The sequence below is a fragment of the Paenibacillus sp. FSL K6-2862 genome, from assembly GCF_038005125.1.
Taxonomy (GTDB): Bacteria; Bacillota; Bacilli; order Paenibacillales; family Paenibacillaceae; genus Paenibacillus; species Paenibacillus illinoisensis_A.
Window position 1 is genome coordinate 4,687,215 of record NZ_JBBOSN010000001.1, and the last position, 25,112, is coordinate 4,712,326.

The window sequence follows — 25,112 nt, forward strand, 5'->3', positions numbered from 1 at the left end:
ATTTCCCATCCCATGGAACAATCAAAAAGAGGCACCTCTCCTTCGAGAACGCCTCTGTAGTATGGTTATTGTAAATGCGAGCTTATACGAATTCATTCTGGGAAACTTCAGCCTGAAAAGAGACTATGAAGTCGTGTGCCGAGTCAGGATGCAAGGAACGCCTTTCCCTACAGCTCCTGCTGTCCGCATTCGTGCAGCGTATTCCATGCCTCGTGTACAGGGTGTCTTGCACCGCTCGCACACATCTGAAGTGACCAATTTCATGGACACACGGAGTTTGTCACTCTTCAACGCTGGTGCTTTTTTTCCTTTTGCCTTTGCCATCCCGGATTCCCCATTTCCGCAAGTGCTTACTAATGTAGTGCATCATATGGGGATTCGCCCGGTTTGGTGTCAAAGCTGTACAACTATTCCTACATAAAGTTAGATAAAGCCACCATTTACACGCAAAGTCTGTCCAGTGACCCACTGCGATTCAGGGCTGACAAGAAAAGAGATGACACTTGCGATGTCCTCCGGTTCGCCCAAGCGACCGAATGCATTCATTTTACGCAATCCTTCCAGCTGCTGCTCCGTCTTACCAACGGCAAACAGTTCTGTGTTGACAGGCCCAGGCGCCACCGCATTAATCGTTATCTGTTTGGAACCGAATTCCTTCGCGAGCTGACGGGTAAATTGCTCCACTGCCCCCTTGGTGCCTGCGTACACGCTATATCCGGGAAACATCTGGCCAACTACGGAGGTGGAAAAGTTCACGATTCGTCCGGCACTCTCCATGATTTTCAGGGCTTGCTGGCAGGCAAAGAATGTCCCCTTCACATTAATTGCAAATTGCTGGTCAAACTCCTCCTCGGTAACGTCCGCCAAAGGTGTTGTTTTCATCACTCCTGCGTTGTTGATCAGAATATCCACTTTGCCCAGCTGCTTCACCGTTTCTGCAAATAAGTGCTCTACGTGAACCTTCTGTGCCAAATCTGCCTGTATGGTGATGGCGCGAACACCTTTTTGCCGAACAAGCTCTGCCACTTCTTCTGCCTTGTCTGGACTGCTCGCATAGTTGATGACGACATCTGCGCCAAGATCAGCGAGCTGTAGTGCTATAGCCCGTCCAATTCCACGTGATGAACCAGTAACGATGGCAACTTTACCTGATAAATTTGTCATGAGATTACTTCCTCCCTGAATTCAGATGAAATACACCTTGCTCAACCAGCAACCAAACCTGCTCGAATTCCTCATCAATGGTCTCACGATGCCATTCATACGCATGTGCGGGATGATGAAAGCGAGCTGTTGCGTGTAAAATTCCTGCAGCAACCTTGTTCGGTTTCGGGAAACGAAGCTGCTGGTCCTGCTGTATAATCTCGGCGAGATGCTGTGTTAACTGCTCCACATGTCTGTAAATGAGTTCTGCCGATTCCTGTGTAACCTTGGCATACATATCAAATAACTCTGTGTCTGATTCTGCATAGTGCCGTTTAAGATGATTTAAGGTTTCGATATATTTTTTGAGATGTTGTATTCCTTCTCCAGATCCGGTCTGTACGCTTACGACTTTCGCGAGTGGAGCGATAATCTCATCTTCCAACCACTGTGCCGTTACACCTTCGAGTAATTCCTTCTTGCTGGCATAATGCCTGTAAATGGTTCCATGGCTGACTCCAAGCAATTTGGCTACATCTGTAACGGAGGTTTTGGCAGCACCAAACCGCCTGATGGTTTCCTGCGTGGCTGTAATAATCTGCTCTTTGGTTAGAAATTCAGAAATTTTATCTTTGGTCATATCTTTAAGATGGTTAAGACGAACCACCCAATGTTCACCTCCGTCGTAAAGTTAGATTAGCATAGATTTCGACAAATGACAAATATTGATTTTTGTCATTTGTCATTCTAATGATATGTACTTTTTTCACACAGCAAAAAAGAGCCCAGCAATGGACTCTTCATCTCATCCTCTATTTATTCAGAAAACATACTTGAACAGTAAGAATAGGACAACCAGAATTCCTCCAAGAATCAGCCAGTTGCTGATTTCCCACCAAATGCCTTTACCTCCACCAGATATAAGCTGTTGTTCGCGCTCTTGATGACGCTGGCTGTGTGTTTCTGTCTCTGAGGCATGCGGTGGTTTGCTAAAATCCATCATATACATTCCCCTTTCGAGCAGCTATTTTCCGCCTTCAAGTTCCATTATAACCCAGAATTGAGTTAAAGAATGAATGATTCTCTCATCGTGGATAGTGTCATCTATTCAGCTGATAACTCATTCTCTGTAACCCACTTGTGATTTTTCACCGGATCTCCTCCGGTTGTCGGCGTGTAATCCACCATATACACTGTTGTCTGTTCAGCGGAATCAATGGTAGCTGTTGCCCCTTTCATACCGGTCATGTGGTCGGCGTTCAATACAACTTCTTCACCAGCTTTGTAGGGCTCTTTATTGTGCTCCTTTATTTCCTCGTGGATCACCCACTTGTGATTCTTCACTGGCTCTCCCCACGTTGTCGGTGTATACGTAACAGCATAAACGGTCGTTTCATAGACTCCAACAATCGTGGCGGTTGCCCCTTTCATACCGGACATATGGTCAGCACTCATGATAACCTGGCTGCCAATCGGATATGTAGGATCCACCTTTTCCATAAGCCCTTGTGGCAGCTCTCCTGAATCCGAATGGTGCATTTCTCCTGTAGTGGCTGTATGACTGTTATTGCTGTCTCCGCTGCCATTGCTGCTATTTTGCTCCGTATTTTTACCGCAACCACTTACTACCAGACTTCCTGCGATCAGTAGAGATACCATCATCATTACGTACTTTTTCATGTCAACTCTCCTTTGAAATACGAATCTAGATACCTATAATATACCCCATGTGGGTATATTTCAACCTTCAACCTCCAAGGTTTACTCTCCGGCACCCATAATAAAAAACACCTTCAACTCTGTCCTATCCCATTTACAATGGCAATGGGACAGACATTTGAAGGTGTTCTCAGTCTTTATCTTAATCAAGCCTATTTTAGAAACATCACAAATCCAAATTCGTTATTGATTGTTACGCCATCTCCAGAGTTACATTTACATTGCCTCTGATTCCTTTGGAGTATGGGCAATAGTCATGAGCAAGTTTGACAAATTTCTGTGCGGTCTCTTCATCCAAACCCTCGATTTTCACTTCCAGCTCGACTTCCAACTTCACTCCGTTGTCCGAAGGATCTGTAACAAGCATAACCGTTGCAGATACGGTGCTTCGCTCAATTTCCACATTGTGTTTCTTCAATTGAAACTCCAAAGCAGAGTTAAAACATGCACTGTATCCTGCTGCAAACAGCTGCTCCGGATTCGTAGCCGTAGTCACTTTACCACCAAGTTCCGGCGGTGCAGCTACATCCAGCATAAATACGTTATCTGGTGATTGCACGATCCCTTGACGTCCACCTGTATTGATTACTGTCGTTTCATATAGAGTTTTCATTGTAATTTCTCCTCTTCATCATTGAATTTTATTTGATAAGTTAAACTCGTTTAATTATTGTTTACAATTATATTGTACAAAATTGAATTGCGTTTGTAAACAATTATTTTGTTATAAAAAAAGAAGCCGCCATTTTGGCGACTTCTTAACTTTGTTTTCTTATTTTATTGCCTCTGAGCCTGAAAAATCTGTTGAAATTTCCACTTGCGCGCGTGTCGGTCTTGGTAATGTTGCAACCACTCGCTTACCCATGGCAATAAACGGCTTTTCGATATACAGATAAAGGACATATGATAAAGTTATTGTTATAACCAGCAATGATACAAAAGACAGCCCTGCTGTAAGGAGCTTTGAATAATTTAAATCGATGAAGAATTTTATTATGAAAGGCATTATTATCATATGCATCAAGTAAAGTGAATATGAAATGTCAGCGCCGAATTTAGACAATTTATTCGAAAGGAGCCCTCCAATTAATGAAATAAATGAATATATACTTCGTGGCAAAACAAGCTTCATGTTCTCGTAGAACATGAAGAAGATGAGCCCGATAGATAAGATAATTGTTAACCTGTCCTCCATCGCAAGAATAATACACCCGTTAAGAGCAACAAATCTCCATCTAAGTTTTTTCAATGCTGCCGCCGCAACCATCATACCCAAGATAAACACAGGCATTCTAAAGAAAAGGGCAGCCGGCATATCAAAATATGATTTTAAATAGTTAAGTGATAAAACTGATAAAACAACGGAAATAACGGTTATCACACTAAATCTCAAACTTGCTTGTTTTCTAAACAGGACAGCAAAAATTATCGGGAATATAACGTAAAATTGCATTTCAAGTGATAAACTCCATGCTACAGATAGTATAGTACTGTCCTCGTGAGGTATCAGCCCATGAATAAAGAATAAATGAGAGAACATACCGACCAATGTTGGCGTTTCTAATTTGCTCTCATTACCAAAAACAGTAATCGAACTACCAGTAAAAAATTCCAATATTTCTTTCCTTAATAGATACATATTTTCAACAAGGAAAAAGGCAGCAATTATAGCAAGAAAGTATATAGGGTAAAGTCTGAAAAATCTTCTTAAAATAAATTTTACTCCTGTGGATGCCTCAAGAAATGGTTCTCTTTCTTCCCTGAGAATGTAGTGGTAGGTCATTAAGAAACCAGTTATGATCATGAAGCCATTTACAGCTATTATGGGCTGTTGTAGTAGATTCGAAACAAAAGGAATATTAAAGAAATTTGTGCCCCCAATAATGATGTAGAAGTGCCCACAAACAACCCATAATGCTAGTAAAAACCTCAAACCATCCAATACACTGGTATTCAACTTCATTGCCCAGCACCTCTCTATCCACTCGTCTTTTGATACATAATGTATCATTTATTATTTGCTTTGATCAAGCACAATAATGAGTGAACTACATAAAGAGCCCTACCCCGATTAAGGACACTATAAAAATTACTTCCACAAACAAGAAAAAAGCCCTTGCTACGCAAGGACTTTTCGTTATGATCTGTAGTGGGCTCGAACCACTGACCCCTACCCTGTCAAGATAGTGCTCTCCCAGCTGAGCTAACAGATCATGATAACCTATTCTGTTCGAATGAAGTAACAGTATCATACCAAGTAAACGCGTACAATGTCAATGGTTTAATGGTTATATTTTGTTGAGAATGGAGCACACTAAGGAATGATTACCATTTCATTAAAGAGGTGACTTCGATGCCACACGCAAACTCCCATAAATCCCGAACCCATCGCAAAAAATGGGGCTTCATTCTTCCCCTCACCATACTTATTCTCGTGATCTCCGGCTGCAGTCTGGAACGGAATGAACATACCGTGCAATTCCAACAACTACAGCAACCGAATGTAACGGATGATCTTCCTGTTTGGCTCGATGTCTACTCGAAATCTGTCCATGAAGAGGTCTATTCGCCTCAGGGAAACAGTGAACTTTTGCCCTGACACTGACACTCTTGCTTGTTATCACTCATCCTCATCCCACTTTCTGGAGTAGGCTTTCTTGGTTACGTAATATAATAAAGCGATCATTCCAGCAGACATCAAGAGTGTAATGGTCATAATTCCTGCCACGCCCATCCTCTTCACCCCTCTCCCAATATGTTCCAGACTCAACTATACAGGAAAAGCAATTTTTTGTATAATGCAGTCTGATATGTCGCTCAAGAGCAGAAAGAAGGAATTGGAATTGGCAGCAGAAATTAGTTATGTAACGACAGATGAACAGCTCCAGCAAGCATTGGGCATCCGCCATGACGTTTTTGTCATCGAGCAGCAGGTGCCTGCCGAGATTGAAATCGATCAATTTGATGTCATCAGTCCTGATGTACATCATGTTTTATTAAGTACAGACGGACAGGCTGTAGCTACAGGACGACTTATCTATTACAGCAAGGATACGGCCAAAATGCAGCGAATTGCTGTGCTTCAATCCCATCGTTCATTCGGTTATGGACGTGTACTCCTGCTAGCCATGGAAGAGCGGGCACGAGAGCTTGGCTTGACTTATTCTTTACTGGATGCGCAATGTCAGGCCCAGAAATTTTATGAGAAGCTCGGATACGAAGTGATCTCGGAAGAACCTTTTTATGATGCCGACATTCTGCACGTACGCATGAGAAAGAGTCTGTAAAACCCTATCCTTCGGTGAATCAACGTGTCTACAAGTGTTCTATGATGTCATGCATACTTTTCTTCGATTCGGACAGGCTAAAGGGGAACTCAAATTCTCATTTCCTCAGATAAGGAGTGTGACATTATGAATCAGACGACACGTGAGAGCTTCACAGCAGTACAAAAAAATGGTGACGGTGATCTGACTGGCTTTCAAACCTCTTCTGGACGCATACTGGATTATCAGCAAGCACTGGCAGAAGTACAGGCAGGAGCGATAGCGGGTGTGAATGTGTTTAAAGGCAAGGACGGGGAAATGTACATTCGCGGTGATGCGGACGGCGACCCGACCAACAATCTGGATCAACTCCCCACTTTCTAAATATATGAACGATGTGTAATAACGAAGCAAGCGCCAGTCCGGCATCCCGGATTGGCGTTTTTATTTCGCAATAAAGTTTCCCTAGTATTCCAAAAAATATTTAACAGCATCTCCGGCAGGCTGACTCTTACGAATCGGCTGCGGTTCCTGTTCCCATGCCTGCAAGATTTGTATTCCTTCCAGCGTGGACTTATTGGCCCAGTTAATATGCTGTCTGCGCTCCAGTTCAAGCAATGATTCGCGAATGAGATCCCGGCTTCGCCCTGTCTTGTTCTCCAGCTCATCCATTCGGGGCATACGTCGTCGCTGCCCAGCATAATTAACGATAATTCGTAAAATCTTCCGTTCAAAATCGTTTAACATATGCCCGCCTCCCCGTCCTTATGAAGGATAGGACGCCATGCCAGAATACCTTGCTCCAGAAATGTCCGGGGCGATCCATCTGCTCCTGCGGATGCTCGGATTCTCCCACCTCGCACACTGTTAATACGAATCTGACGCTGCGTAATATGTCCTGCACGATCCATGTACACGAGTTCCACCATCTGGCCAATATATTTTCCCATCATAACCATCCCTCCAATAAGAACGTTTGTTTGTATTACCTATTATATGCGAACATAAGTTCTTTATTCAATAACTAAAAAAAGGATTTTATATAGCAAAAAACCAGGCTTGTCCCTGTTATCAGAGATGCCTGGCTTTTTTTTATTTTTTAGTGTCGATCCGATTCACTGAACTGCACCTTTTTTAACTGCTGCGTAGACGGATTAAAATCTACATTGACATACACAGCAAACTCTTTGCCGTCCTTGCCCCGCACCCATAACTTAAACTGCTCCCGGGATTGGTTGGCTGTCAGCGATGTACGTCCAATATGCTTGTAATCCAGTATGTCCACATTATATTTGGTCTGCGTTTCTTTTACGGCGATGATTCCCCACTTCGCATAATCCGGAATGGGAGCCGCTGAACTGGTGGCTAGTCCCGACAAACTCAGCATAATCGTCATCAGTGTAACGATAAGTAATCTCATATCAATCACTCCTTGGGGCTTGTTTCCGTTAGCCTGCCCATGGGAGGATTATTTTACACGATCAGTCGAATGATTAATGTTACAGGTTGCTGAACCCAGCGAACAATCTGAAGAATCGTTTGATGCCGATCCAGTGGAGGATTGAAACTTATCCCCCAGTCACCTGACAATAAATGATTCGTGGGGTCCGGATTGGACGGTGCATCCAGCCCGTACTTTTTCTCCAAGGCTTCCCTCGTTTCTTGATCCACTTCGACTTGATGATGAACATAAGCAGAGACATGCTCTACATGAAGAAGTAAAAGTATACCTATAGTAAATACAGTGATAAGCCAACGTTTAAGCAAAACTTGTCCTCCTTTTCATTGCCCTTAGCCAAAATCCCCAATGACTCTAATTGTAACCCTAATACATCCCCATTGGAAAATTGATCCTAAATAGGATATATACGTCTTTAGCCCCAAATATGCTGACTGCGGTTTGATTCTCCCATTCTATGTGTAATAGGCCTTGATAGACTGAACTGAATTATGATCTGAACACCTATTTCGAGGAGGTTATATTTGAATGTTCAAACGAATGGATGAAATCTTGATTGAAATCCCCAATGTCGAGAAGCCCGATCCCAATGCAGCCGCATCCATACAGGAACTGCTAGGCGGCAAATTCGGAGAAATGTCAACGTTGAACAATTACCTCTACCAGTCGTTTAATTTTCGCTCCAAGGAAAAATTGAAGCCCTTCTACGACCTCGTCATGAGTATTACAGCCGAAGAATTGGGTCACGTGGAGCTGGTATCTCACGGGATAAACCAATGCCTCAGAGGTTCGACCGCTTACAAGGAACCCGATGATACACCACTTGGTTCCGTGAAGGATGCACGTCTATCCTATCATTACCTGGCGGGGGCCCAAGGTGCCATGCCTTTTGATTCTATGGGCAACCCGTGGACCGGTGCAAATGTGTTCAACAGTGGTAATCTTGTCGAGGATCTGCTGCATAACTTTTTCCTCGAATGCGGCGCACGTACACATAAAATGAAAGTATACGAAATGACAGACCACCCTGCTGCCCGGGAAGTGGTTGGGTTCCTGCTAGTACGCGGCGGTGTACACGTCGTTGCCTACGCCAAAGCGCTGGAAATTGCAACAGGCGTGAATGTGACCAAGCTGGTTCCTATTCCTTCATTGGAAAACAAGGCATTCACCGAGACCCGAAAATACGAAGAAAAAGGCGTACACACCAAGCTGTACACGTATAGCGATAAAGACTTTAATGCCATCGGCCAAATCTGGAAAGGAACACACCCTGAAGATGGACAACCACTTGAAGTCATTCAAGGTGTTCCAGAAGGCTTTCCGATTCCGGAAGCCCCTGCGGTGGAAGAAGAATTCGCCCCAGGCATTTCACATGAGGACTTCGCAGAAATTGCACGTCGTCTGAAAATGGCGGGAAATATTGCGGATTGATAAAGCATGATCATGATCATGTCATAACATATAAAGCCCTCGTTTGCTAGATAAGCATATCTGAGGGCTTTTGTTTTTTTATGCTTCATTCACTTTTTTTGTTCTAGCACCGACTCCACTGGCTCCACATCCCGAACTTCGAGTTCAATCTGGGCCTGATTATCATCCGCTGACATGGCATCCCGCATGCGAACCGTCCAGATTCCTGTATCGGCATGAAACTCCACGTCTTCAATGACCGGCAAACTTATCTCCTCACCATCGGATAAATAAATTCCGCCGCGAATTGCGTCCGCCTCACTGATCTTCGCGCCATCGGGAGTTGCCGCAGCATACTCTGCAATGGACTCTGCTCTTGCACGACCTGGATAAGGCTCTTCCTCCGGACTTCCATCCGTCCAGACTTCAACATACGTACCAATCTGAGAATCAGGTACATTGGAGAACCATTTTGCCGGATAATACTTTCTCGTTTCTCCATTCGTTCCGATTTCCTTATGTTCGGGATTCACAACAAGGATGGAATTCTCTTTGCGATCCACCACATAGCCAGTAAACCCTTTCTCTCTTGGAGCATCTGTTCGCGGCGGTTCTACTTCCTTCTGAGCCTGTACCGAACAGCCTGTAAGAATTAAGATGATGAGCAGCATAAGAAAGATCATACGACTGGCCACTTCCATTCCCCCTCTATAGACAACATGCGGTGCAACCTATCTCTCGTAAAATAGACGGCTTCCCACTACCCGATGTTGCAAAAGAAGAGCATGATTATCGATCAATTTCTTTGGGATCTTTTGTACGCAACCCTTCCCCAAATGATCAAACCTGCGCAACACAGCAGAACACAGTATCCCCAAGCAAAAAGCATGGCGATTCCCAGACCGATATTGGCATCCAGACGTTCATCGGTTAACTCGGTATAAAAAGCAAAGCCCAAGGGCACAGCCCCCACGATAAATAATACGGCCATCAAACCACCCCAGCGTCTGAACACCGGCGTTTGATTCGATTGCGACAGTTTTTTAATGCCCCGATACAGGATGAACAGAAGCAAAATGAATATCAGCCATGTGCCAAGAATTTGCGCCATCTTGTCCGCCTCCTTCGAATATAATCCCAACTTATCATTGTAGAAGAATCATTTCCTGCTTATCCATTATATTTCGCCCTTCTCCGGTACATTAATCACATCCATATCAATTAAAACAAACACGCCTTCACCCGGCCCTATGCGAGCCCAATGAAGACGTTCTGTTACCATGTGAATTGCTCTATCTGGTTCTGCTCAAGAGATAGAGGAAGTATGGCGCACCGAGGATCGCAACCAGAATTCCCGCGGGAATCTCGGAAGGCTGCAGAATGACACGGCCCAGCGTATCCGCAATGAGAACAAGAAGAGAACCGACCAAAGCGGATGCAGGCAAAAGAAACTGATGTTTCGGACCCACAAGGCGTCTGGCCAGATGCGGTCCGATCAAACCTACAAAACCAATTCCGCCACTGACTGATACACAGGACCCGGCAAGACCTACGGCAGCTGCAAGCAGGATGAGTCTCTCACGATTAACCGATGCACCAAGTCCACTGGCGGTCTGGTCCCCAAGGTTCAGGACATTCAGGACACGCGCCTTATATAGAACGACCGGAATAAGAATAATTAAAAATGGAAGCAATGCCGATACGAACTTCCAGTTTGATCCCCAGATGCTTCCTGCCATCCATGTCGCCACAAACTGGTACTTCTCCGGACTGAGCCGAAGTGTAAGTACAATCATAGCAGAGCTGATTCCGGCAGCTACCCCAATTCCTGTAAGAAGCATACGTGTAGGCATGATGCCCTCTCCCTTTTTATACGAAAGCACATAGATGAGAAAGGCGGCAAAACTGGATCCAATTAAGGCAAGAATCGGCAGCAGAAATACAGGGGCCGCCGTTGTTGTAGGAAAAAAGGATACAAATAGCATTACGACGAGCCCCGCACCTGCATTGATCCCAAGTATCCCCGGGTCTGCCAGCGCGTTACGGGACACGCCTTGCAAAATACATCCAGACAAGGCAAGCCCGGCACCAACCATGATTGAAATTACAATCCGGGGCAAACGGAACTCAAACAGGATTAGCTCCTGCTTCGGTGTTCCCCCACCGAATAACGTACGCAGCACTTCAAAAGGGCTCAGCTTCGTGAACCCCGTATTCATGCTGATCATAAATGCTGCAATAATTAATGCACCAAGAACAATCATAACAATGGTGCTTTTCGTTCTCTTTTTGCGCTCAGCACCAGTGAGAGTTGAGGATCCCATAATTACAGAGACCTCCTTTCTTTACGGGCCAGATAGAGGAAGAACGGTACCCCGATCAAGGCAACCAGAGCACCGATTGGTGTCTCGTATGGCGGATTAATCATGCGTGCTGCCAGATCGGCGAACACCAGCAGCAAGCTGCCCATGACAGCTGAACATGGAATGATCCAGCGATAATCAACCCCGACGATTTTACGTGTAAGGTGGGGGATGATTAGTCCAACGAAACCTACAGCACCAACCACGGATACGGCCGTACCCGCAAGAATAAGCACTACGATAAGACCAACTAGCTTAATCAAGCCGGTACGCTGTCCCAGTCCGACGGCAATCTCTTCACCGAGACTAAGGAGCGTGATAGAACGAGAAATAATTAAGCCTACAATGAGTGCAGCCAGGACCCAGGGGAACATGACCTCCAGTTGAGACCATTTTGTGCCGGCAACACCGCCCGCTGTCCAGAAGGCCAGATCCTGTCCAATTTTGAAATACAATGCGATCCCTTCACTCAGTGCGGACAACATGGCGGATACCGCTGCTCCCGCGAGCACCAGTCTAAGAGGCGTAAGGCCCGATCTGGACGCTGCTCCGAACCCGTATACAAGCAGTACGCCAAGCCCTGCCCCCATAAAGGAATACATTATGATATACATATACGGCATGCCAGGGAAAAAAGCGAAACACACAGCCAAGGCAAATCCCGCCCCGGAATTCAGCCCAAGCAAGCCCGAATCGGCGAGTGGATTGCGTGTCATACCCTGCATGATTGCACCAGCTACAGCGAAGCAGGCACCAACCATCGCCCCACCAAGAATGCGCGGCAATCGAATTTCCCAGATGATCTGATGCGGGGTAAGATCCGGGTTGAAGTTAAAGATGGCTTGCCAGACTACACCGAGTTTAATATCTGCGGCACCAAAAGAAATGGACAAAGCCATACCCAGGGCGAGAAGTACGAGACCACCAGTCAGGATCAAGGTAGCAGCCCAGGGACGAGTATGTATTTTGGCTGTCGGTGATTCCGTATTATGACTTGTCGATGAAGCCTTCGAACTCATATGTGCCCACCCTTGTTATGAGTGGAGTAGACCAATCCTATGTACATAACAATCACCTCTCTGTTATTGCCGTTCTTTTAATGATATTGATTCTCATTCCCATACATCATTGTATGTCAACAATCTCTCGCTGGCAATGGATAAATGGGACAAGTTTATTGCATTAAACATTTTTTAGATTCAAAAAAGGCTGCACCGAGCATAAGGGCTCAGGTGCAGCTTGTTTTTTTGATGTTAACGGCTATGTAATCCGATCAATGCGGCCAGTACATCGGGAACATCCGTAATGATCGCTTCCACACCCATCTGGATCAATGCTTGCATCTCTGCAGGATCGTTTATGGTAAACGGATGTGTCGAAATTCCCTGAGCCTGCGCAGCAGCTACTTCCTCTTGTGTTACAGCCAGCTTATATGGATGCAGTGCCGAGGCCTCCAGTTTGGCTGCATAGTCGTAAGGACGATAGAGTTTTTCCATGTATAGAAGTGCCGTCCGAATCTCGGGAGCGATCCGTTTACACTTCACCAAAGATGCATGATTGAAACTCGAAAGGATCACTTGCTGTTCCAAATCCCAGTTTCGAATGGCTTGCACAATCTTTTCCTCCATGCCCTTGTAACCAACAATTCCATTTTTCAGTTCCAGATTAAGCAGAATCCTTTTTCCCTGTACGAGATCAAACAGCTCTTCCAGTGAAGGGATGCGCTCTTGGGTAAAGTCGGCATGGAACCAGCTACCTGCGTCAAGTGTGCGCAATTTTTCATATGTTGTATCCTTAACCCAGCCGGATGCACCTGCAGTCCGGTTCAATGTCTCATCATGAATCAATACCAATCTGCCATCACTGGACATCTGAACATCTGTCTCAATACCCGTGGCTCCGAGCTGCAGACAACGTTCGAACGCAGCCATTGTATTCTCAGGGCAGACGGCGGAAGCTCCCCTATGCGCAATAATTTCAATCGCCATTCCTCAGCACCTCCTGTTTTCGCACATCAACTCTAGCATTTCCACTATACGACCGGTTTGTCATAACCGTATTAACGGAACGTTTAATGCGTGTTCGATTCCATAATTGGACGAAGATGGCTTGGGAAAATGTCCAGTCAGACTGGGGATTCACTCATTTTTGCGAACTCAATCTGCAAATCGACATAACATAGTATGAGCGATAGAAGTTCCGTACTCCGCCATAAGGAGGTTGACTATTGAAGCCCTTAAGGAACAAGACCCTTCCCCAGCGTTCTCGCATCTCCCAGTCACAGTCGGCTTCCAGGCATTCCAGTCCCTCTGTGCACATTAAAAACCAGTCTAGCAAAAAAACAGCGTCGAATCAGCGGAACACGAATTATATCTCTTCCAGAACCTTGGATCAGCTGGCTGTTGTCGCTGCCATTCTCTCCTTGATTGCAGCTGCCATTGGGCTATATATCGCCTGGAAATCACTGAGTATACCAGACGAGACCGCTGTTGTGGTATAGACCAGTGCAGCTTGTAGAACAGCTCTGCGTGCCAGACGGTTGACCCTGCCCCTAATTGTCATGCGGGAGCAGGGTTTGTTTATTTTAAGTTCTAACCATTTCCTCGCAGGAAAAACAAAAAAACCGTTCCCCTGAAACGCCGACAGCTGCCGGCGTTTCTTCGGAAAGGCTTATTCCTCATTCGGTGCGCTTCAGATAGAGCCTTCCCCTCCGGGAATGGCTGACCGAATTACAGAATGAAGGTGCGGGAGATGATAACCAGCAGAATGAACAGTACCAGAATCGCGCCTGTAGATGTCCATGCTCCGCCGCCGAAGCCTCCGTATCCATACCCGTAACCTGTGCCTTTGATTTCGCTCATGAGTGACACTCCCCTCTTAAGAAAGTACACTATAGACTATGTCTCGGGCCGCAATTTGCTTGGGCAGAACGGAAAGTTTTCCGCAGATGCCGATGGTTAACCCCTATCTTGGATTACTTTTGTTCATTAAGCTGAGTCCATTTCTGAGTCAACTGTGAGGGAACGTAAGCCGACATCTTCGCAAGCAGTTCGGCGGGTTCTGATTCAAGACTCCACAGACTGAGATGAGAAGTATTCGAAAATCCTTCGTGGACACTATGCTCCACCAGTTTCATCAAGGGTTCGTAATAACCGTTCACATTCAATAAACCAACTGGTTTGCGATGAATACCGATTTGTGCCCAGCACAGCACTTCAAACAATTCCTCAAAGGTACCCATGCCACCAGGAAGGGCGATAAATGCATCCGACAGTTCCGCCATTGTTGCCTTCCGCTCGTGCATTGTCCCCACTTCAATCAGCTGTGTAAGGCCTCCATGCACAATTTCTCCACGAAACAATCCGGTTGGCATAACGCCAATGACTTCTCCGCCATTCTCCAGTGCTGCATCTGCCACCGCACCCATTAATCCCATGCACGACCCGCCATATACGAGGGAGAAACCGTTATCTGCAATTTGCTTGCCCAAGTTAATTGCCTGCTGTGTATAGTCCGGATGATTCCCGGGGTTGGAACCTGCAAAAACACATATACGTTTCAAAGGGCTTCACTCCTTCTTGTTGTCTATCTCATTAGTATATAACAAGAATGTCATTGCTATGTTACCCCTTCATATTGTGTGGAGACAAAAAAAACCCGACCGTTTGCAGCCGGCCAGGTTCCCATGTTATTACACATCATTTAGAAGGGGTTGTTACATTTAATATAAAGGCCGAAGATTAAATCTATATGATCTTTACATGAAATGAATATTAAATATACAAGTCATATTAGCGTATGCCCCGTCTGGAACGCACCACAAACATATGCTTGTCCTTGCGAAGCAACCGCCCATCTGCAAGCTCGACCTGATCTTCATCATGACGAAGAATCGTGGTGGACAGGGCTACAATTTTGGCCCGCCGCCATATCATGACCTGTGACTTAAAATAGATGGCATTGTCAAACTGAATGGCCTTTTTCATCACATATCCGACCTTATGCACTTCAGAACGTGCTTTCTTCAGAGGAAGGCTCTCTTCAGGGAGAGGTCTAATCATTGCGATATTGTCGAACGACACCTTGATCCGTTTCGGTCCGATTCGTACACAATCTGCTTCTTCATCCCACTCTACCAGGGTCCCCTTCAGTGGCTCCCGTATTCCCGTTGCCCGATATACTGCTACTTTTCGTCCAACCCAATGCCGCAATGCCCTCACCTCCGCTTATCTAGTTTTCCGGTATAGTCCAATCAATCGGTTGAATACCTTTGGAGGTCAGGAAGTCGTTGGCTTTGGAGAATGGCCGACTGCCCAGAAAACCACGATGGGCGGCAAGTGGACTGGGATGTGTTGATTCCAGCACCAGATGTTTATCCCGGTTAATAAAGGCTCCTTTTTTCTGTGCATGACTGCCCCACAGCATGAACACCATCGGTTCCGAGCGTTCATTCAATGCACGAATCACCGCATCAGTGAACTTTTGCCAACCCAGTCCCTGATGAGAATTCGGCTGGCCCTCGCGTACCGTAAGTACATTATTAAGCAGCAATACACCTTGTTCCGCCCAGTGAACCAAGTACCCGTGTCTCGGAATTGGCAATTCCAGATCTGCATGAAGTTCCTTATATATATTTAGCAGTGAAGGCGGAATGCGTACACCTGGCATGACCGAAAAACTTAATCCATGGGCCTGTCCAGCTCCGTGATATGGATCCTGACCCAGAATGACCGCTTTGACCTGATGATAGGGGGTCAGTTTGAGTGCGGAGAACAGATTTTCTTTGGATGGATATACCGTTTGTGTTTTGTATTCTCCCGCTAATGCATAACGTATATCGTTAAAATACTCCGATTCAATCTCTTCTCTAAGAACTGTGTCCCAATCGTTTTCAAACATATGTATGGGCTCCTTTCGCTGATGAAAACATACCCGTGCTGCCAGAAACCTCTGGCTGCCCCTGTGTTGAGCCTGATTCAAGGCTCTTAGACTATCCATCATTTTAACATACCTCCGGGCGGCAGGCCAGAAATGTGCTATAGGGTCATGTCTGCTCAGGCTCTGACTGGTATCCTCTGATTATTCTTTAAGCCATTTTCATGAGCTATAAACTAAAAAAAACGAGCCCCCAGATGGCTAAACCAACCGGGGACCCGTTTTATGTTCATGCATCCATTTTGCGAAACCTATGCACTACTTCTGCATTTAGTACTTAATCAGATCCAGCGTTTCGTCGAACAGGAAGCCTTGCTCTTCGATCTTGCTTTCATTGCCGACAACGCAGCGATTTCCTTGTTCCAGGATTGCAGATACGAGGGCAGCCGAATCAACGATATGAGCTTCCGTTGTGCCCAGTACTTCATCACGCTCCTGTTGAAGATCTGCTTCGGTAACGTTGGACAAGTAGCACTCCAGTGAGAAATTCCCTTCCGAATACGGCGTTCTCGGGGTGTCCAGATCCTGGATGGCACCGATAATATACCGCGTCATTTCACGTTCATCCGCTTTGAAATTTTGCAAATAGTGCGGAATGTCTTCATACACTTTGTACGTTTTCTCAAGGTTAGGGTCTCTGTACGAGGCCAGATAGCTGTCTCCATTCCGTCGGAAACCGCTCATGCAGCCGTAGGCACCACCCTTGGCCCGGATATTCGTCCACAGATAATCAAGAGACAGGATCCCCTGAAGAACCCGCAGCGAGCCTGTATACTGGAAGCCCTTGGTGAGGAAGTTGCCTGTCTGAACAACATATTGCACTTCCGAAGGTGACTTGAAGCCCTCATTATGATGAACCTCTTGGAATTCAGCATGCTCCTTCGCCACATCATGTGTATACAGCTTGGATTTCAGGTCAGACACCTGCTGCTCCAATCCTTCATACCCTTTCTCATCTGCGGTATAGCTGACAAGCAGCAGTTCAGGTCTGAAAATCATGCCTGTCAATTCTTGAAGACGAGTAGCAAGCTCTTCTTTTCTCTCATCATAGTTCGCCTGAAGCTCTTCAAGCCATTGGTAAAAGGCGATTCCGCTCACAGCTTCCCGGAAGGCAGCCACAGCTGAATGTTTGGCAGAGGATCTGCCCATCGCTGCCGAATGTCCACTGTTGATCAAGCTGCGCTGCAATTGTCCCTTCAGTTGGGAAATGATCTCATACAGGCGCTTCGAGTCGTCGAACCGGGAAGTCAGAATGATCTCTTGGATCATGTCAAACGCAAATCCCAGCTTGCTGTACAGAACTTTCGCTCCGAATTCGAAGTGAGCCCGGTACGCGTTATACTGTTTTGCATCAGCACTCGCACCTACGCTTGCACTGATTCCGCCTGAGTGGATATGGATTTCATTGGATAACTCGTTGAACGAGAAATTCTTCGTATCCACATAACCGAGTACACTTTTCAGCAGACCGGCATAAGGCAGCAGATGCTGCGGTATCTCTTTGACATCAAATAATAGCTTCAGATAACCAATCCCGTTGGTGTATAGATTGTGATGCAGGATCGTTGTGCCTTCTACCGTCTTCAGGGTTTGGTACAAGGTCGAAGCTTTAGGATCTATATCTTCAATCGACAAGGTCGGAATAACCTGCTGTTGTTCTTTGGTCGAAGGCTCATTTTGATAATCCGCAAGCTCTTTCGTTTTTTGCACCAACTCTGCGATTTCGGTCTCATTCAGACTGGACTGATAGGATTTCAACCGGGTACGCAGCGCTTCTTCCTTCCGCTGATTCAGCCCCTTATCCGGAGTCACCGCAACAAATGAGGTATGTGTATTTTGCAGCAAATACTGCTCGATCAACTGCTCGAAGTATCCTTCATTCATTTTGGTTCGCAGCGTCGCAAATACGTCATTGGCCTCCAAATGTGCAAATGGTGCCTGATCATCATAGAGCCAGCTCTGAAGGGTATAGAAGCCATAGATGAGCCCTTTCGGCATTCTTCCAAAATCGGCTTCACGATGGTTGAACTCATAGGAGTTAATTCCCGCAAGCAGCGCCTTGGGATCAATTCCTTCCTTCACCACACGCTGGAGCACTTCCTGCACTGTATCCAAAAATACCTGCTTGCTCTCCAGGTTACTCTTCTTCAAACCAATGGTCAGTACAGGCTGATACAAGCTGTCGTCATACGAGCCATAGACTTCTTTGGCAATCCCTTTATCCAGCAGCGCCTGCTTCAGAACAGCTCCCGGTGCACTCAAAAGTGCATACTGCAAAATCTGAAAAGCAATGTTCAGCTCCTGATCGAGTGTGGTTCCAATGACGGCATTATACGTCAGAAAGCTGTTATCCACTTCCGACTCGGTACTTCCCGCGGAATAGGTTTTGACCACATCAACCCGCTCGCTGAAGGCTTCCTGTACCCCAATCTCCGAGTCAGTCTCGATACGATCGTACTGGTTCAGATAGGTTTCATCCAGCCATTTCAACTTCTCTTCCATATCCATATCACCGTACAGGTATATGTAGCTGTTCGAAGGATGATAGTATTTCGTGTGGAAATCGAGCAAGCCCTGGTAGGTCAGATCCGTGATCTCATCCGGAATGCCCCCAGACTCGCAGGAATAGGTTGTATCTGGGAAAAGTGAATTCAGGACGGCTCTGCGTACAACTCGCTCCGGTGAGGAAAAGGCCCCCTTCATCTCGTTGTACACAACACCGTTATATGTCAATTCATCTTCGGGAGAGGCCAGATTGTAGTTCCAGCCCTCTTGCAGGAATATTTTCTCGTTCTCATAAATATTGGTGTTCAGTACCGCATCCAGATAAATATCCATCAAGTTGTGGAAGTCATGATCATTGCGGCTTGCGATCGGGTAGATTGTTTTGTCCGGGTACGTCATCGCATTCAGGAAGGTATTCAGTGAACCCTTCAACAGTTCCACAAAGGAATCCTTTGCAGGAAACTTTTTGGACCCGCACAGCACGGAATGCTCTAAAATATGAGGCACGCCCGTATTGTCACTTGGAGGTGTTCTGAAACCGATACTGAATACTTTATTGTCATCCTCGTTGGATAAAACGACGATTCGGGCACCTGATTTTTTGTGTTCAAGCAGGTAGCCATCTGATTTCAGTTCCTCCATCCTGCGTTCCTGTAAAACCTGGTAAGGCTGAAGTTGTTTCAACATATGCTGATCCTCCATCAAAAGAAATTTATTTTGCTTTCTTGAGTTCCGCAAGATAAAGGTAATTTATGCCTATGGATAGTATACACCATCGTTACATGTCTTCCTAACTTACAGGCTGAGGCAACTAGACGTCTTCTGATATGTATTATGTACAATTTCGGTTTATGAACCCGAAAGGCCCTGAAATTCAATTCCATGAGCTCAAAATGGGTATAAAAAAAGATCGCATCGACAGCTTGTTCAACAAGCGTCATGCGATCTTCTTCATAAGGATGCCGAGGACCGGGATCGAACCGGTACGGTAGTCACCTACCGCAGGATTTTAAGTCCTGTGCGTCTGCCAATTCCGCCACCCCGGCATATGTATGTATTACTTTATTACTTGAGGCGACAAGAAATATCTTACCATAGGATTGAACAATATGCAACATATAATTTATTTTTTTGTAAAAATACAACTACCATAAAAAAGTGAAAAGGCACTACCAGCATCAGCTGGCAGTGCCTAGAAAGTCCGAGTTGCGGTCCCGGACTTTCTATAAACCATCTATATTAAGGGAGGTGTGAGATCATAATACCGCCCCAACATTAAAGAAACCTAAAATCAGGCTTAAATTAAACTAAAAAGTTGCAAGAATCCTGTTCTATATATCTTCCCCCTTCACAATCGGTGCAATGTGGGCAGCATCTTCCTCACTGCATTCCACCACGATAAGAAAGTAATCCTGAAGAAGCCACTGCTCATAATACTGAGCATCCTCTTCAGCAATACCGGCTTCTGCCAGAGTAAGAACGAGATCATCCGTTTCCCCTCCAATTTCATTGCCAGCCAGTCGGCGAACCGCTTTGCCTGCAGAGATCGTCTGGTCCATACGTTTTCCCAATGCTGCGAGTACACCCTTGAAGACGCCGAATGCACCATCTGTACCAGCACCCTTCAACGGTTTGTCCAGACCTGCTTTTTCGCTGATCAAATCAAGATCCAAATGCTCCTTCGCCACAACTCCCATCGCTTCCGCTTCTAATCCTGCTTCCTTGAGCTTGTTAAGCATGATAATCGCTTCGTTCTCCGTTTGAACCAGTCCAACCAATAATTGTGTCATTCCGTTCCCTCCCTAATAGGACATGTTATAACCCAAAACGTTAATCCGTCCTGGCATCAAAGCATTAAACAAACCATCTGTTCCATAAGTCAATTCACCTAAACCTGAAGGATTTATTTCTTTTCTGGAAATCCATACCTAGTTCTGATAGACTAGATAAAGAAGCCAAATTAACCATTGAAATTATTGACATATTAAGCAACCATCCCATAACCAGGAGCAATGTCTTATGAAAAAAGAGGTAGAAATTGCCATTCGTCGTAATCAACAAATTGTCGTTCGCAACACCAGCGGTCAAACGGTGACCGGATTTCCCGAGCGTTCTGCTGACTCATCCATTCTTACCCTGCGTACGGTCCAGGGAAACCTTTGGATTCCTTTTGATGAGGTTGAGCAGATTACCCGCCTACTGAGTATCCGTTCCCATCATATGAAGGGCCTGCAGTTGAGTATTGCAGATCTATAGCTCTATAGCTGAATAAAACCAAAAACCAGACCCTCACGGGTCTGGTTTTTGGTTTGTTCTATGGGTTTGAATGTTCAAGCTACTTTACAACAAACTTCACCCTTGTTCCATCCGGATATGTACTCAGCTGATTACCAACCCATGAACCCGCTCCGCGGTTGTCCTTGGGCGTAATGTACTCGATATCTGCATTTGACCCGCCTTCAGCACACATGGCCATGGGCCACTCATCCCGATCCTTCCCTTTCTTCACGGGTACACCCTTGAGTGACAGGTCGCGATTGGCGTCTGCGCCCTCACGATCAATCGTGCATACATCCGAGTGCCCTGCCTTGATGGCGTCCTTGATATGCTTCGCCGTCTCCGGATACCGATCAGAGGGAAAGGTGATGGTGTGATCCACGCCCTGACTGCTCCCATTAAACGGGGATGGCAGATCCAGCGGCAATTCTCCCTCGAACCAGGCAAAGACAGCCAGAACCACCAGCGTTACCAGTGTAATAAACGATTTCTTAAGATTGCTCCAACCTTTGTTTTTCTTCTTCCTTGTTTGCTTCCTCTTCATGCTGTCTCCCCCGTTCCATCTTGCATTATACCAGAACGTTCGTTCGTGAAACAATACCAAAAAGACAGTCCGCATCACCCCGAACTGTCTTCTTCCCGTTTATTCTTATGAACAGCTTGTTATCCCACATGTGGGATAACAAGCTGCCGTAATAGTGGTAATGTCACATGGAAGTGCGTTCCCTGCCCTGCTACGCTCTCTACAGCAATGTCCCCGTGCATCAATTCAAGCAGTTCCTTACAGATGGTTAATCCCAGTCCACTGCCACCAAATCTGCGGGCATAAGATACATCTGTCTGGGTAAAAGCCTCAAATAACTGATGTAACTTCTCTTCAGGAATACCGATTCCCGTATCACTTACGGAGAACAACAAGGTAACGGAGTCCCCGTGTTGTTCCTTCACATCAAGCTGCAGTAACACTTCACCTTGCTCCGTGAACTTAATCGCATTGCTCAGCAGGTTATCCAGTACCTGACGTAGACGCAACGGATCTCCGACCAAAACGTCCGGTACCTGCATGTCGGCCTGGCAGCGCAATTGAACCTTCTTCTGTTCAGCCGCAGGCTCGTGCGTCCTAACGATCTGTTGAATGAGCTTAAGGGGCTGGAATTCAACCTGCTCCACTTGCATCTTCCCGCGCCCCAGCTTCGCCATGTCGAGGCTGTTGTTCACAATATTCAGCAAAGCTTCACCAGACTGACGAGCAAGGTCCAAATATTCTTTTTGCTCCTCACTGATTTCACCCATGCTCGTTAACTCGATCATGCCCATAATTCCATTGAGCGGTGTGCGCAGTTCATGATTTAGTTTCCCGATAAACTCCAGGTGTCCCCTGCTGTTCATCTCCGCCATCCTGGCCGCCCTGCGAAGCTGTTCCTCGGCATATTTCCGTTCAGAAATGTCATATTGGATGCCAACAAAGAAGAGACACTGTCCTTCATCATCAAATATGGGATCAATGTTCAATTCATTCCAGAATTGTTGACCACTTTTGGTGTAATTTAAAATATCAATTTTAATGGACTCCTGCCGATTAAGCGCCTTACGAATTTTGCTTATAGTTTCGGGATTCGTGTCCCTGCCCTGAAGGAATCGGCAGTTCTGTCCAACCACTTCTTCGGAGGTATATCCTGTTAGAGCAGTGAACTGTTCATTGACATATATCAATGGTTGCTCTGGTGAAGTTGCATCGACCACAGTTACGGAAGATTTAAGCTTGGATATTAAAAACTCCCACTGAATGGGTATGGAGTGCTTATTTTGGATGCTCATGCTTCCCCTCCTGTTTTCTTGTGGTCCGTTGCATCAAATGAATATATAATTAAAATGATAACAATTGGGTCTTGGATCAACCTAAATCAATATATTTAATTGTAACACAGTTATTCAAATGATGTGGTTTGTGGGTAAAATACGCTTAACTCACACCAATCCGTCAGGAGGAAAACATCATGAAATTTCTGTTGATTGTTATTATTGTTATTCTGGTATTGTATTTCTTCACAAGACGCAGACGTCGTTAATTCCATTTCGGGTCATGCAAACAAGGAAGGAAGATTGGGCATGAGAACCCTCTTTTTTATTTTCATGACACTTTGCATTATCAATCTCTGTTTTCCCAAATTCGGATGGTATCTCCGTTATGGATGGATTTCCAGAGGAGAATCCGAACCCAGTAAGCCTTATATGACGTTCACCCGCTTGACCAGTTTGGTGATGCTGATTATTGCTTTTACACTTGCATCAGCATGAAGAGCATATACTTATGAAGCAGTTGTCCATCTGGATCACTGCTTTTTGGGCTATCAATGAACAAAAAATGATAATTTTATTTGTGGTGCATTGCCCTCCGTCCCTTTACTATTAGTATTGTTATTCAGCGAGTACTGAATATATATGAACCTAGAAAGGGCATCTATGCATGAACATCATTTTCTACCCATACTGGGCTGCGAAGACACTCCTATCCTTTATTCATGTATTATATATCATGGTTATCACTTTACTGGTCTATGAACAGACCGGATCGGTACTCTATGCCGCCCTATTTCCTTTCATTCAGATGATGGCACGAATTCCAGCCGCCTTAAGTTCTTCCTGGCTTGTGGAACGTTTCTCTGTGGCCAAACTGCTTATCGGCATTCCCGCAGCAAAGACGCTAATACTCACCGGCATTGCCATATCACTTACTTACCTTACTTTACATATCCCTGTCTTACTGGCCGTTATCACCGTTCTTTCCTTTCTGGAGGGCTGGGAGTCTCTGGTGCTTGACACCATCACCCCCCGCCTTGCTGTACAAGACGAAGAACTCGTAAAAACGAAACGCCTGCTATCCTTCTCCAGCCAGACCGCAACCATTGTTGGATATGCGATAGCCGGTTTGGTTGTCAGTCACTGGGGAGCTTCAACGACATTTTGGGCGGTTTCAGCCATGTTATGGGCCAGCTTGACGCTTATGATCGCCATCAGTTTACTCTTGGATGACACTGCCAAAAAAGATGACCCCAGACATCTTGAACGTCCTAATCGAAATGTCCTCCGGGAGGGTCTGCTATTGACTGGAGCCTTCGGTTTGTCTGCCCTCTTGTTTGGATGGGTTGCGGATGAGTCGGGAATCTGGCTGGTCTATCTCATCGGAGGAGCCGTGCTAATTCTTTCATCTATGTTTTCTTCCGGATTCATTCAAGCACACCGGTAGCGCAGCTCGATCCGAGCACAGGCATTTTTGAATAAAATAAAAGACGAGCAGATCCCTGCTCGTCCCAGGCTGTTCCAAACATTGGGAACAGCCTATTTTTTTAAAAAACATATGCACTGGTCGAATCATTATCTAATCTAATGGGTAATCGGTTAGCGGCTTGCCTTGCTTATAATATAAAGTCGGTGACAGGATGTTGAAGAAAATATGAGCATCAGAAAGGCCTTCGTCTGCCAGAATACCATGGATGGAAGATGCAATGCGATTGTGAATTTCCTGATCACGCTGGAACATCAGGATTTCAATCGAAGCGGGAGATGGGGTGAGAGCTTGTACATCATAACGCTCTGCCTTCAGTCTTTCTCGTGGAATATTACAAATGAGAGCCATCTGCTCCGTAATCCGGGGGACAGTTTCCTCCAATTGGTGACCTGTGAATCCTCTAAAGCGAATAAACGGCATTACGATCCCTTCAATCTCTAAATTTAGTCTCTTATGTGATTTTAAGCACATTGTTTTCGCTTGTCAAATGCAAGGCACGCTGATATTGCTAACTTCTCTTATCACAAAGGAAAGGCCCCGCTGAGATCTCAGCAGAGCCCTGAATGATCCTTCCGTACCGTTACCAGGTACGAATTAACACCAGAACGATTTCGTGATGATAACGAGCAGAATGAAGAGTACCAGAATCGCCGCAGTAGAAGTACACATTCCGTATCCTACTCCACCAACATTGTTACAACCGTATCCAACTTGACTCATTTGATTGGCCTCCTTTGAATTTCAAG

Annotated in this window: 34 protein-coding genes and 2 tRNA genes; 9 read left to right on the plus strand and 27 right to left on the minus strand. The window is 45.6% G+C overall.

Features of this window, described 5'->3' with window-relative positions; translation table 11 throughout:
* Positions 1-61: 61 nt before the first annotated feature.
* A complete protein-coding gene (locus MHB82_RS21135; protein ID WP_341175753.1) occupies positions 62-421 on the plus strand; it encodes a hypothetical protein in 360 nt (119 codons plus the stop codon).
* Positions 422-423: 2 nt separating this feature from the next.
* Here the strand turns inward: MHB82_RS21135 and MHB82_RS21140 are convergent, their stop codons facing one another.
* The 7 genes from MHB82_RS21140 to MHB82_RS21170 all read right to left on the minus strand — a co-directional run bounded on the left by MHB82_RS21140 (position 424) and on the right by MHB82_RS21170 (position 5,075).
* On the minus strand, positions 424-1,164 hold the full coding sequence (locus tag MHB82_RS21140; protein ID WP_095359405.1) for an SDR family oxidoreductase: 741 nt from the start codon (positions 1,162-1,164) through the stop codon (positions 424-426).
* Positions 1,165-1,168: 4 nt separating this feature from the next.
* Positions 1,169-1,783, minus strand: a complete 615-nt coding sequence (locus MHB82_RS21145; protein WP_341175754.1) for a TetR/AcrR family transcriptional regulator — start codon at positions 1,781-1,783, stop codon at positions 1,169-1,171.
* Positions 1,784-1,963: 180 nt separating this feature from the next.
* The gene (locus MHB82_RS21150; protein ID WP_141236703.1) at positions 1,964-2,143 is read right to left on the minus strand and encodes a hypothetical protein; all 180 of its coding nucleotides are present in this window, start codon (positions 2,141-2,143) and stop codon (positions 1,964-1,966) included.
* A 104-nt stretch (positions 2,144-2,247) separates the two neighbouring features.
* Positions 2,248-2,823 (minus strand): YdhK family protein, encoded by a 576-nt coding sequence (locus MHB82_RS21155; protein ID WP_341175755.1) that lies wholly within the window; start codon positions 2,821-2,823, stop codon positions 2,248-2,250.
* Positions 2,824-3,055: 232 nt separating this feature from the next.
* Positions 3,056-3,475 (minus strand): organic hydroperoxide resistance protein, encoded by a 420-nt coding sequence (locus MHB82_RS21160; protein ID WP_095290080.1) that lies wholly within the window; start codon positions 3,473-3,475, stop codon positions 3,056-3,058.
* Positions 3,476-3,634: 159 nt separating this feature from the next.
* Positions 3,635-4,825, minus strand: coding sequence for an acyltransferase family protein (locus tag MHB82_RS21165; protein WP_341175756.1), 1,191 nt, complete (start codon positions 4,823-4,825; stop codon positions 3,635-3,637).
* Between the two features lie 177 nt (positions 4,826-5,002).
* A tRNA-Val gene (locus tag MHB82_RS21170) sits at positions 5,003-5,075 on the minus strand.
* A gap of 140 nt (positions 5,076-5,215) precedes the next feature.
* Here MHB82_RS21170 and MHB82_RS21175 point away from each other — a divergent pair.
* From MHB82_RS21175 to MHB82_RS21185, 3 genes are all read left to right on the plus strand, one after another.
* Entirely contained in the window at positions 5,216-5,461 is a 246-nt protein-coding gene (locus MHB82_RS21175) for a hypothetical protein (protein WP_341175757.1), read from the plus strand.
* A gap of 244 nt (positions 5,462-5,705) precedes the next feature.
* Positions 5,706-6,149, plus strand: coding sequence for a GNAT family N-acetyltransferase (locus MHB82_RS21180; RefSeq protein WP_095359814.1), 444 nt, complete (start codon positions 5,706-5,708; stop codon positions 6,147-6,149).
* 126 nt (positions 6,150-6,275) lie between these two features.
* On the plus strand, positions 6,276-6,512 hold the full coding sequence (locus MHB82_RS21185) for a DUF3892 domain-containing protein (RefSeq protein WP_095359408.1): 237 nt from the start codon (positions 6,276-6,278) through the stop codon (positions 6,510-6,512).
* 81 nt (positions 6,513-6,593) lie between these two features.
* On the opposite strand, the gene MHB82_RS21190 is transcribed toward MHB82_RS21185, so the two are convergent.
* From MHB82_RS21190 to MHB82_RS21205, 4 genes are all read right to left on the minus strand, one after another.
* Complete coding sequence (locus tag MHB82_RS21190; RefSeq protein ID WP_176476046.1) at positions 6,594-6,875, minus strand: hypothetical protein; 282 nt, start codon at positions 6,873-6,875, stop codon at positions 6,594-6,596.
* Positions 6,869-7,081 (minus strand): hypothetical protein, encoded by a 213-nt coding sequence (locus tag MHB82_RS21195; protein ID WP_341175758.1) that lies wholly within the window; start codon positions 7,079-7,081, stop codon positions 6,869-6,871. Before MHB82_RS21195 ends, MHB82_RS21190 begins: the two co-directional genes overlap by 7 nt.
* Before the next feature lie 146 nt (positions 7,082-7,227).
* Positions 7,228-7,548, minus strand: coding sequence for a DUF3889 domain-containing protein (locus MHB82_RS21200; RefSeq protein ID WP_095359409.1), 321 nt, complete (start codon positions 7,546-7,548; stop codon positions 7,228-7,230).
* A 53-nt stretch (positions 7,549-7,601) separates the two neighbouring features.
* Complete coding sequence (locus MHB82_RS21205; protein ID WP_095359410.1) at positions 7,602-7,895, minus strand: hypothetical protein; 294 nt, start codon at positions 7,893-7,895, stop codon at positions 7,602-7,604.
* 220 nt (positions 7,896-8,115) lie between these two features.
* Here MHB82_RS21205 and MHB82_RS21210 point away from each other — a divergent pair, with 220 nt between their 5' ends.
* Entirely contained in the window at positions 8,116-9,018 is a 903-nt protein-coding gene (locus MHB82_RS21210) for a manganese catalase family protein (protein ID WP_095359411.1), read from the plus strand.
* An 89-nt stretch (positions 9,019-9,107) separates the two neighbouring features.
* Here MHB82_RS21210 and MHB82_RS21215 read toward each other — a convergent pair whose 3' ends face one another.
* The 5 genes from MHB82_RS21215 to MHB82_RS21235 all read right to left on the minus strand — a co-directional run bounded on the left by MHB82_RS21215 (position 9,108) and on the right by MHB82_RS21235 (position 13,348).
* Positions 9,108-9,692 (minus strand): DUF3221 domain-containing protein, encoded by a 585-nt coding sequence (locus tag MHB82_RS21215; RefSeq protein ID WP_341175759.1) that lies wholly within the window; start codon positions 9,690-9,692, stop codon positions 9,108-9,110.
* A gap of 101 nt (positions 9,693-9,793) precedes the next feature.
* On the minus strand, positions 9,794-10,108 hold the full coding sequence (locus tag MHB82_RS21220; protein WP_095359413.1) for a hypothetical protein: 315 nt from the start codon (positions 10,106-10,108) through the stop codon (positions 9,794-9,796).
* Between the two features lie 181 nt (positions 10,109-10,289).
* On the minus strand, positions 10,290-11,321 hold the full coding sequence (locus tag MHB82_RS21225) for a FecCD family ABC transporter permease (protein WP_110821216.1): 1,032 nt from the start codon (positions 11,319-11,321) through the stop codon (positions 10,290-10,292).
* Between the two features lie 2 nt (positions 11,322-11,323).
* Positions 11,324-12,379, minus strand: coding sequence for a FecCD family ABC transporter permease (locus tag MHB82_RS21230; RefSeq protein ID WP_095359415.1), 1,056 nt, complete (start codon positions 12,377-12,379; stop codon positions 11,324-11,326).
* A gap of 234 nt (positions 12,380-12,613) precedes the next feature.
* Positions 12,614-13,348, minus strand: a complete 735-nt coding sequence (locus MHB82_RS21235; protein WP_341175760.1) for a glycerophosphodiester phosphodiesterase — start codon at positions 13,346-13,348, stop codon at positions 12,614-12,616.
* 239 nt (positions 13,349-13,587) lie between these two features.
* Here MHB82_RS21235 and MHB82_RS21240 point away from each other — a divergent pair, with 239 nt between their 5' ends.
* Positions 13,588-13,860 (plus strand): hypothetical protein, encoded by a 273-nt coding sequence (locus MHB82_RS21240; RefSeq protein ID WP_095359417.1) that lies wholly within the window; start codon positions 13,588-13,590, stop codon positions 13,858-13,860.
* Between the two features lie 229 nt (positions 13,861-14,089).
* Here the strand turns inward: MHB82_RS21240 and MHB82_RS21245 are convergent, their stop codons facing one another.
* The 7 genes from MHB82_RS21245 to MHB82_RS21275 all read right to left on the minus strand — a co-directional run bounded on the left by MHB82_RS21245 (position 14,090) and on the right by MHB82_RS21275 (position 20,590).
* On the minus strand, positions 14,090-14,221 hold the full coding sequence (locus MHB82_RS21245; protein ID WP_217506391.1) for a YjcZ family sporulation protein: 132 nt from the start codon (positions 14,219-14,221) through the stop codon (positions 14,090-14,092).
* 113 nt (positions 14,222-14,334) lie between these two features.
* Positions 14,335-14,922, minus strand: coding sequence for an LOG family protein (locus tag MHB82_RS21250; RefSeq protein ID WP_095359418.1), 588 nt, complete (start codon positions 14,920-14,922; stop codon positions 14,335-14,337).
* A gap of 229 nt (positions 14,923-15,151) precedes the next feature.
* Complete coding sequence (locus MHB82_RS21255) at positions 15,152-15,571, minus strand: hypothetical protein (RefSeq protein ID WP_095290057.1); 420 nt, start codon at positions 15,569-15,571, stop codon at positions 15,152-15,154.
* A 19-nt stretch (positions 15,572-15,590) separates the two neighbouring features.
* A complete protein-coding gene (ung, locus tag MHB82_RS21260) occupies positions 15,591-16,259 on the minus strand; it encodes a uracil-DNA glycosylase (RefSeq protein ID WP_095359419.1) in 669 nt (222 codons plus the stop codon).
* A gap of 306 nt (positions 16,260-16,565) precedes the next feature.
* A complete protein-coding gene (locus MHB82_RS21265) occupies positions 16,566-19,487 on the minus strand; it encodes an insulinase family protein (protein WP_341175761.1) in 2,922 nt (973 codons plus the stop codon).
* 273 nt (positions 19,488-19,760) lie between these two features.
* Positions 19,761-19,846, minus strand: a tRNA-Leu gene (locus MHB82_RS21270).
* Positions 19,847-20,131: 285 nt separating this feature from the next.
* Positions 20,132-20,590, minus strand: a complete 459-nt coding sequence (locus MHB82_RS21275) for a hypothetical protein (protein ID WP_341175762.1) — start codon at positions 20,588-20,590, stop codon at positions 20,132-20,134.
* 229 nt (positions 20,591-20,819) lie between these two features.
* Here MHB82_RS21275 and MHB82_RS21280 point away from each other — a divergent pair, with 229 nt between their 5' ends.
* A complete protein-coding gene (locus MHB82_RS21280; protein ID WP_095359422.1) occupies positions 20,820-21,056 on the plus strand; it encodes a hypothetical protein in 237 nt (78 codons plus the stop codon).
* Positions 21,057-21,135: 79 nt separating this feature from the next.
* On the opposite strand, the gene MHB82_RS21285 is transcribed toward MHB82_RS21280, so the two are convergent.
* Together MHB82_RS21285 and MHB82_RS21290 are read right to left on the minus strand one after the other, a co-directional pair.
* Positions 21,136-21,621: a NucA/NucB deoxyribonuclease domain-containing protein gene (locus MHB82_RS21285; RefSeq protein WP_341175763.1), complete on the minus strand. Its 486-nt coding sequence runs from the start codon at positions 21,619-21,621 to the stop codon at positions 21,136-21,138.
* A gap of 119 nt (positions 21,622-21,740) precedes the next feature.
* Positions 21,741-22,895 carry a sensor histidine kinase gene (locus MHB82_RS21290; RefSeq protein WP_341175764.1) on the minus strand — a complete coding sequence of 385 codons (1,155 nt, stop codon included), beginning with the start codon at positions 22,893-22,895 and terminating at the stop codon, positions 21,741-21,743.
* A gap of 291 nt (positions 22,896-23,186) precedes the next feature.
* Between MHB82_RS21290 and MHB82_RS21295 the strand changes: the two genes are divergently transcribed.
* Together MHB82_RS21295 and MHB82_RS21300 are read left to right on the plus strand one after the other, a co-directional pair.
* Positions 23,187-23,375, plus strand: coding sequence for a DUF6199 family natural product biosynthesis protein (locus MHB82_RS21295; RefSeq protein WP_095290179.1), 189 nt, complete (start codon positions 23,187-23,189; stop codon positions 23,373-23,375).
* 169 nt (positions 23,376-23,544) lie between these two features.
* The gene (locus tag MHB82_RS21300; protein ID WP_341175765.1) at positions 23,545-24,324 is read left to right on the plus strand and encodes a hypothetical protein; all 780 of its coding nucleotides are present in this window, start codon (positions 23,545-23,547) and stop codon (positions 24,322-24,324) included.
* Between the two features lie 132 nt (positions 24,325-24,456).
* On the opposite strand, the gene MHB82_RS21305 is transcribed toward MHB82_RS21300, so the two are convergent.
* Both MHB82_RS21305 and MHB82_RS21310 read right to left on the minus strand, forming a co-directional pair.
* Positions 24,457-24,786, minus strand: a complete 330-nt coding sequence (locus tag MHB82_RS21305) for a DUF1904 family protein (RefSeq protein ID WP_095359425.1) — start codon at positions 24,784-24,786, stop codon at positions 24,457-24,459.
* 174 nt (positions 24,787-24,960) lie between these two features.
* A complete protein-coding gene (locus tag MHB82_RS21310) occupies positions 24,961-25,086 on the minus strand; it encodes a sporulation protein YjcZ (RefSeq protein WP_095359426.1) in 126 nt (41 codons plus the stop codon).
* Positions 25,087-25,112 lie beyond the last annotated feature (26 nt).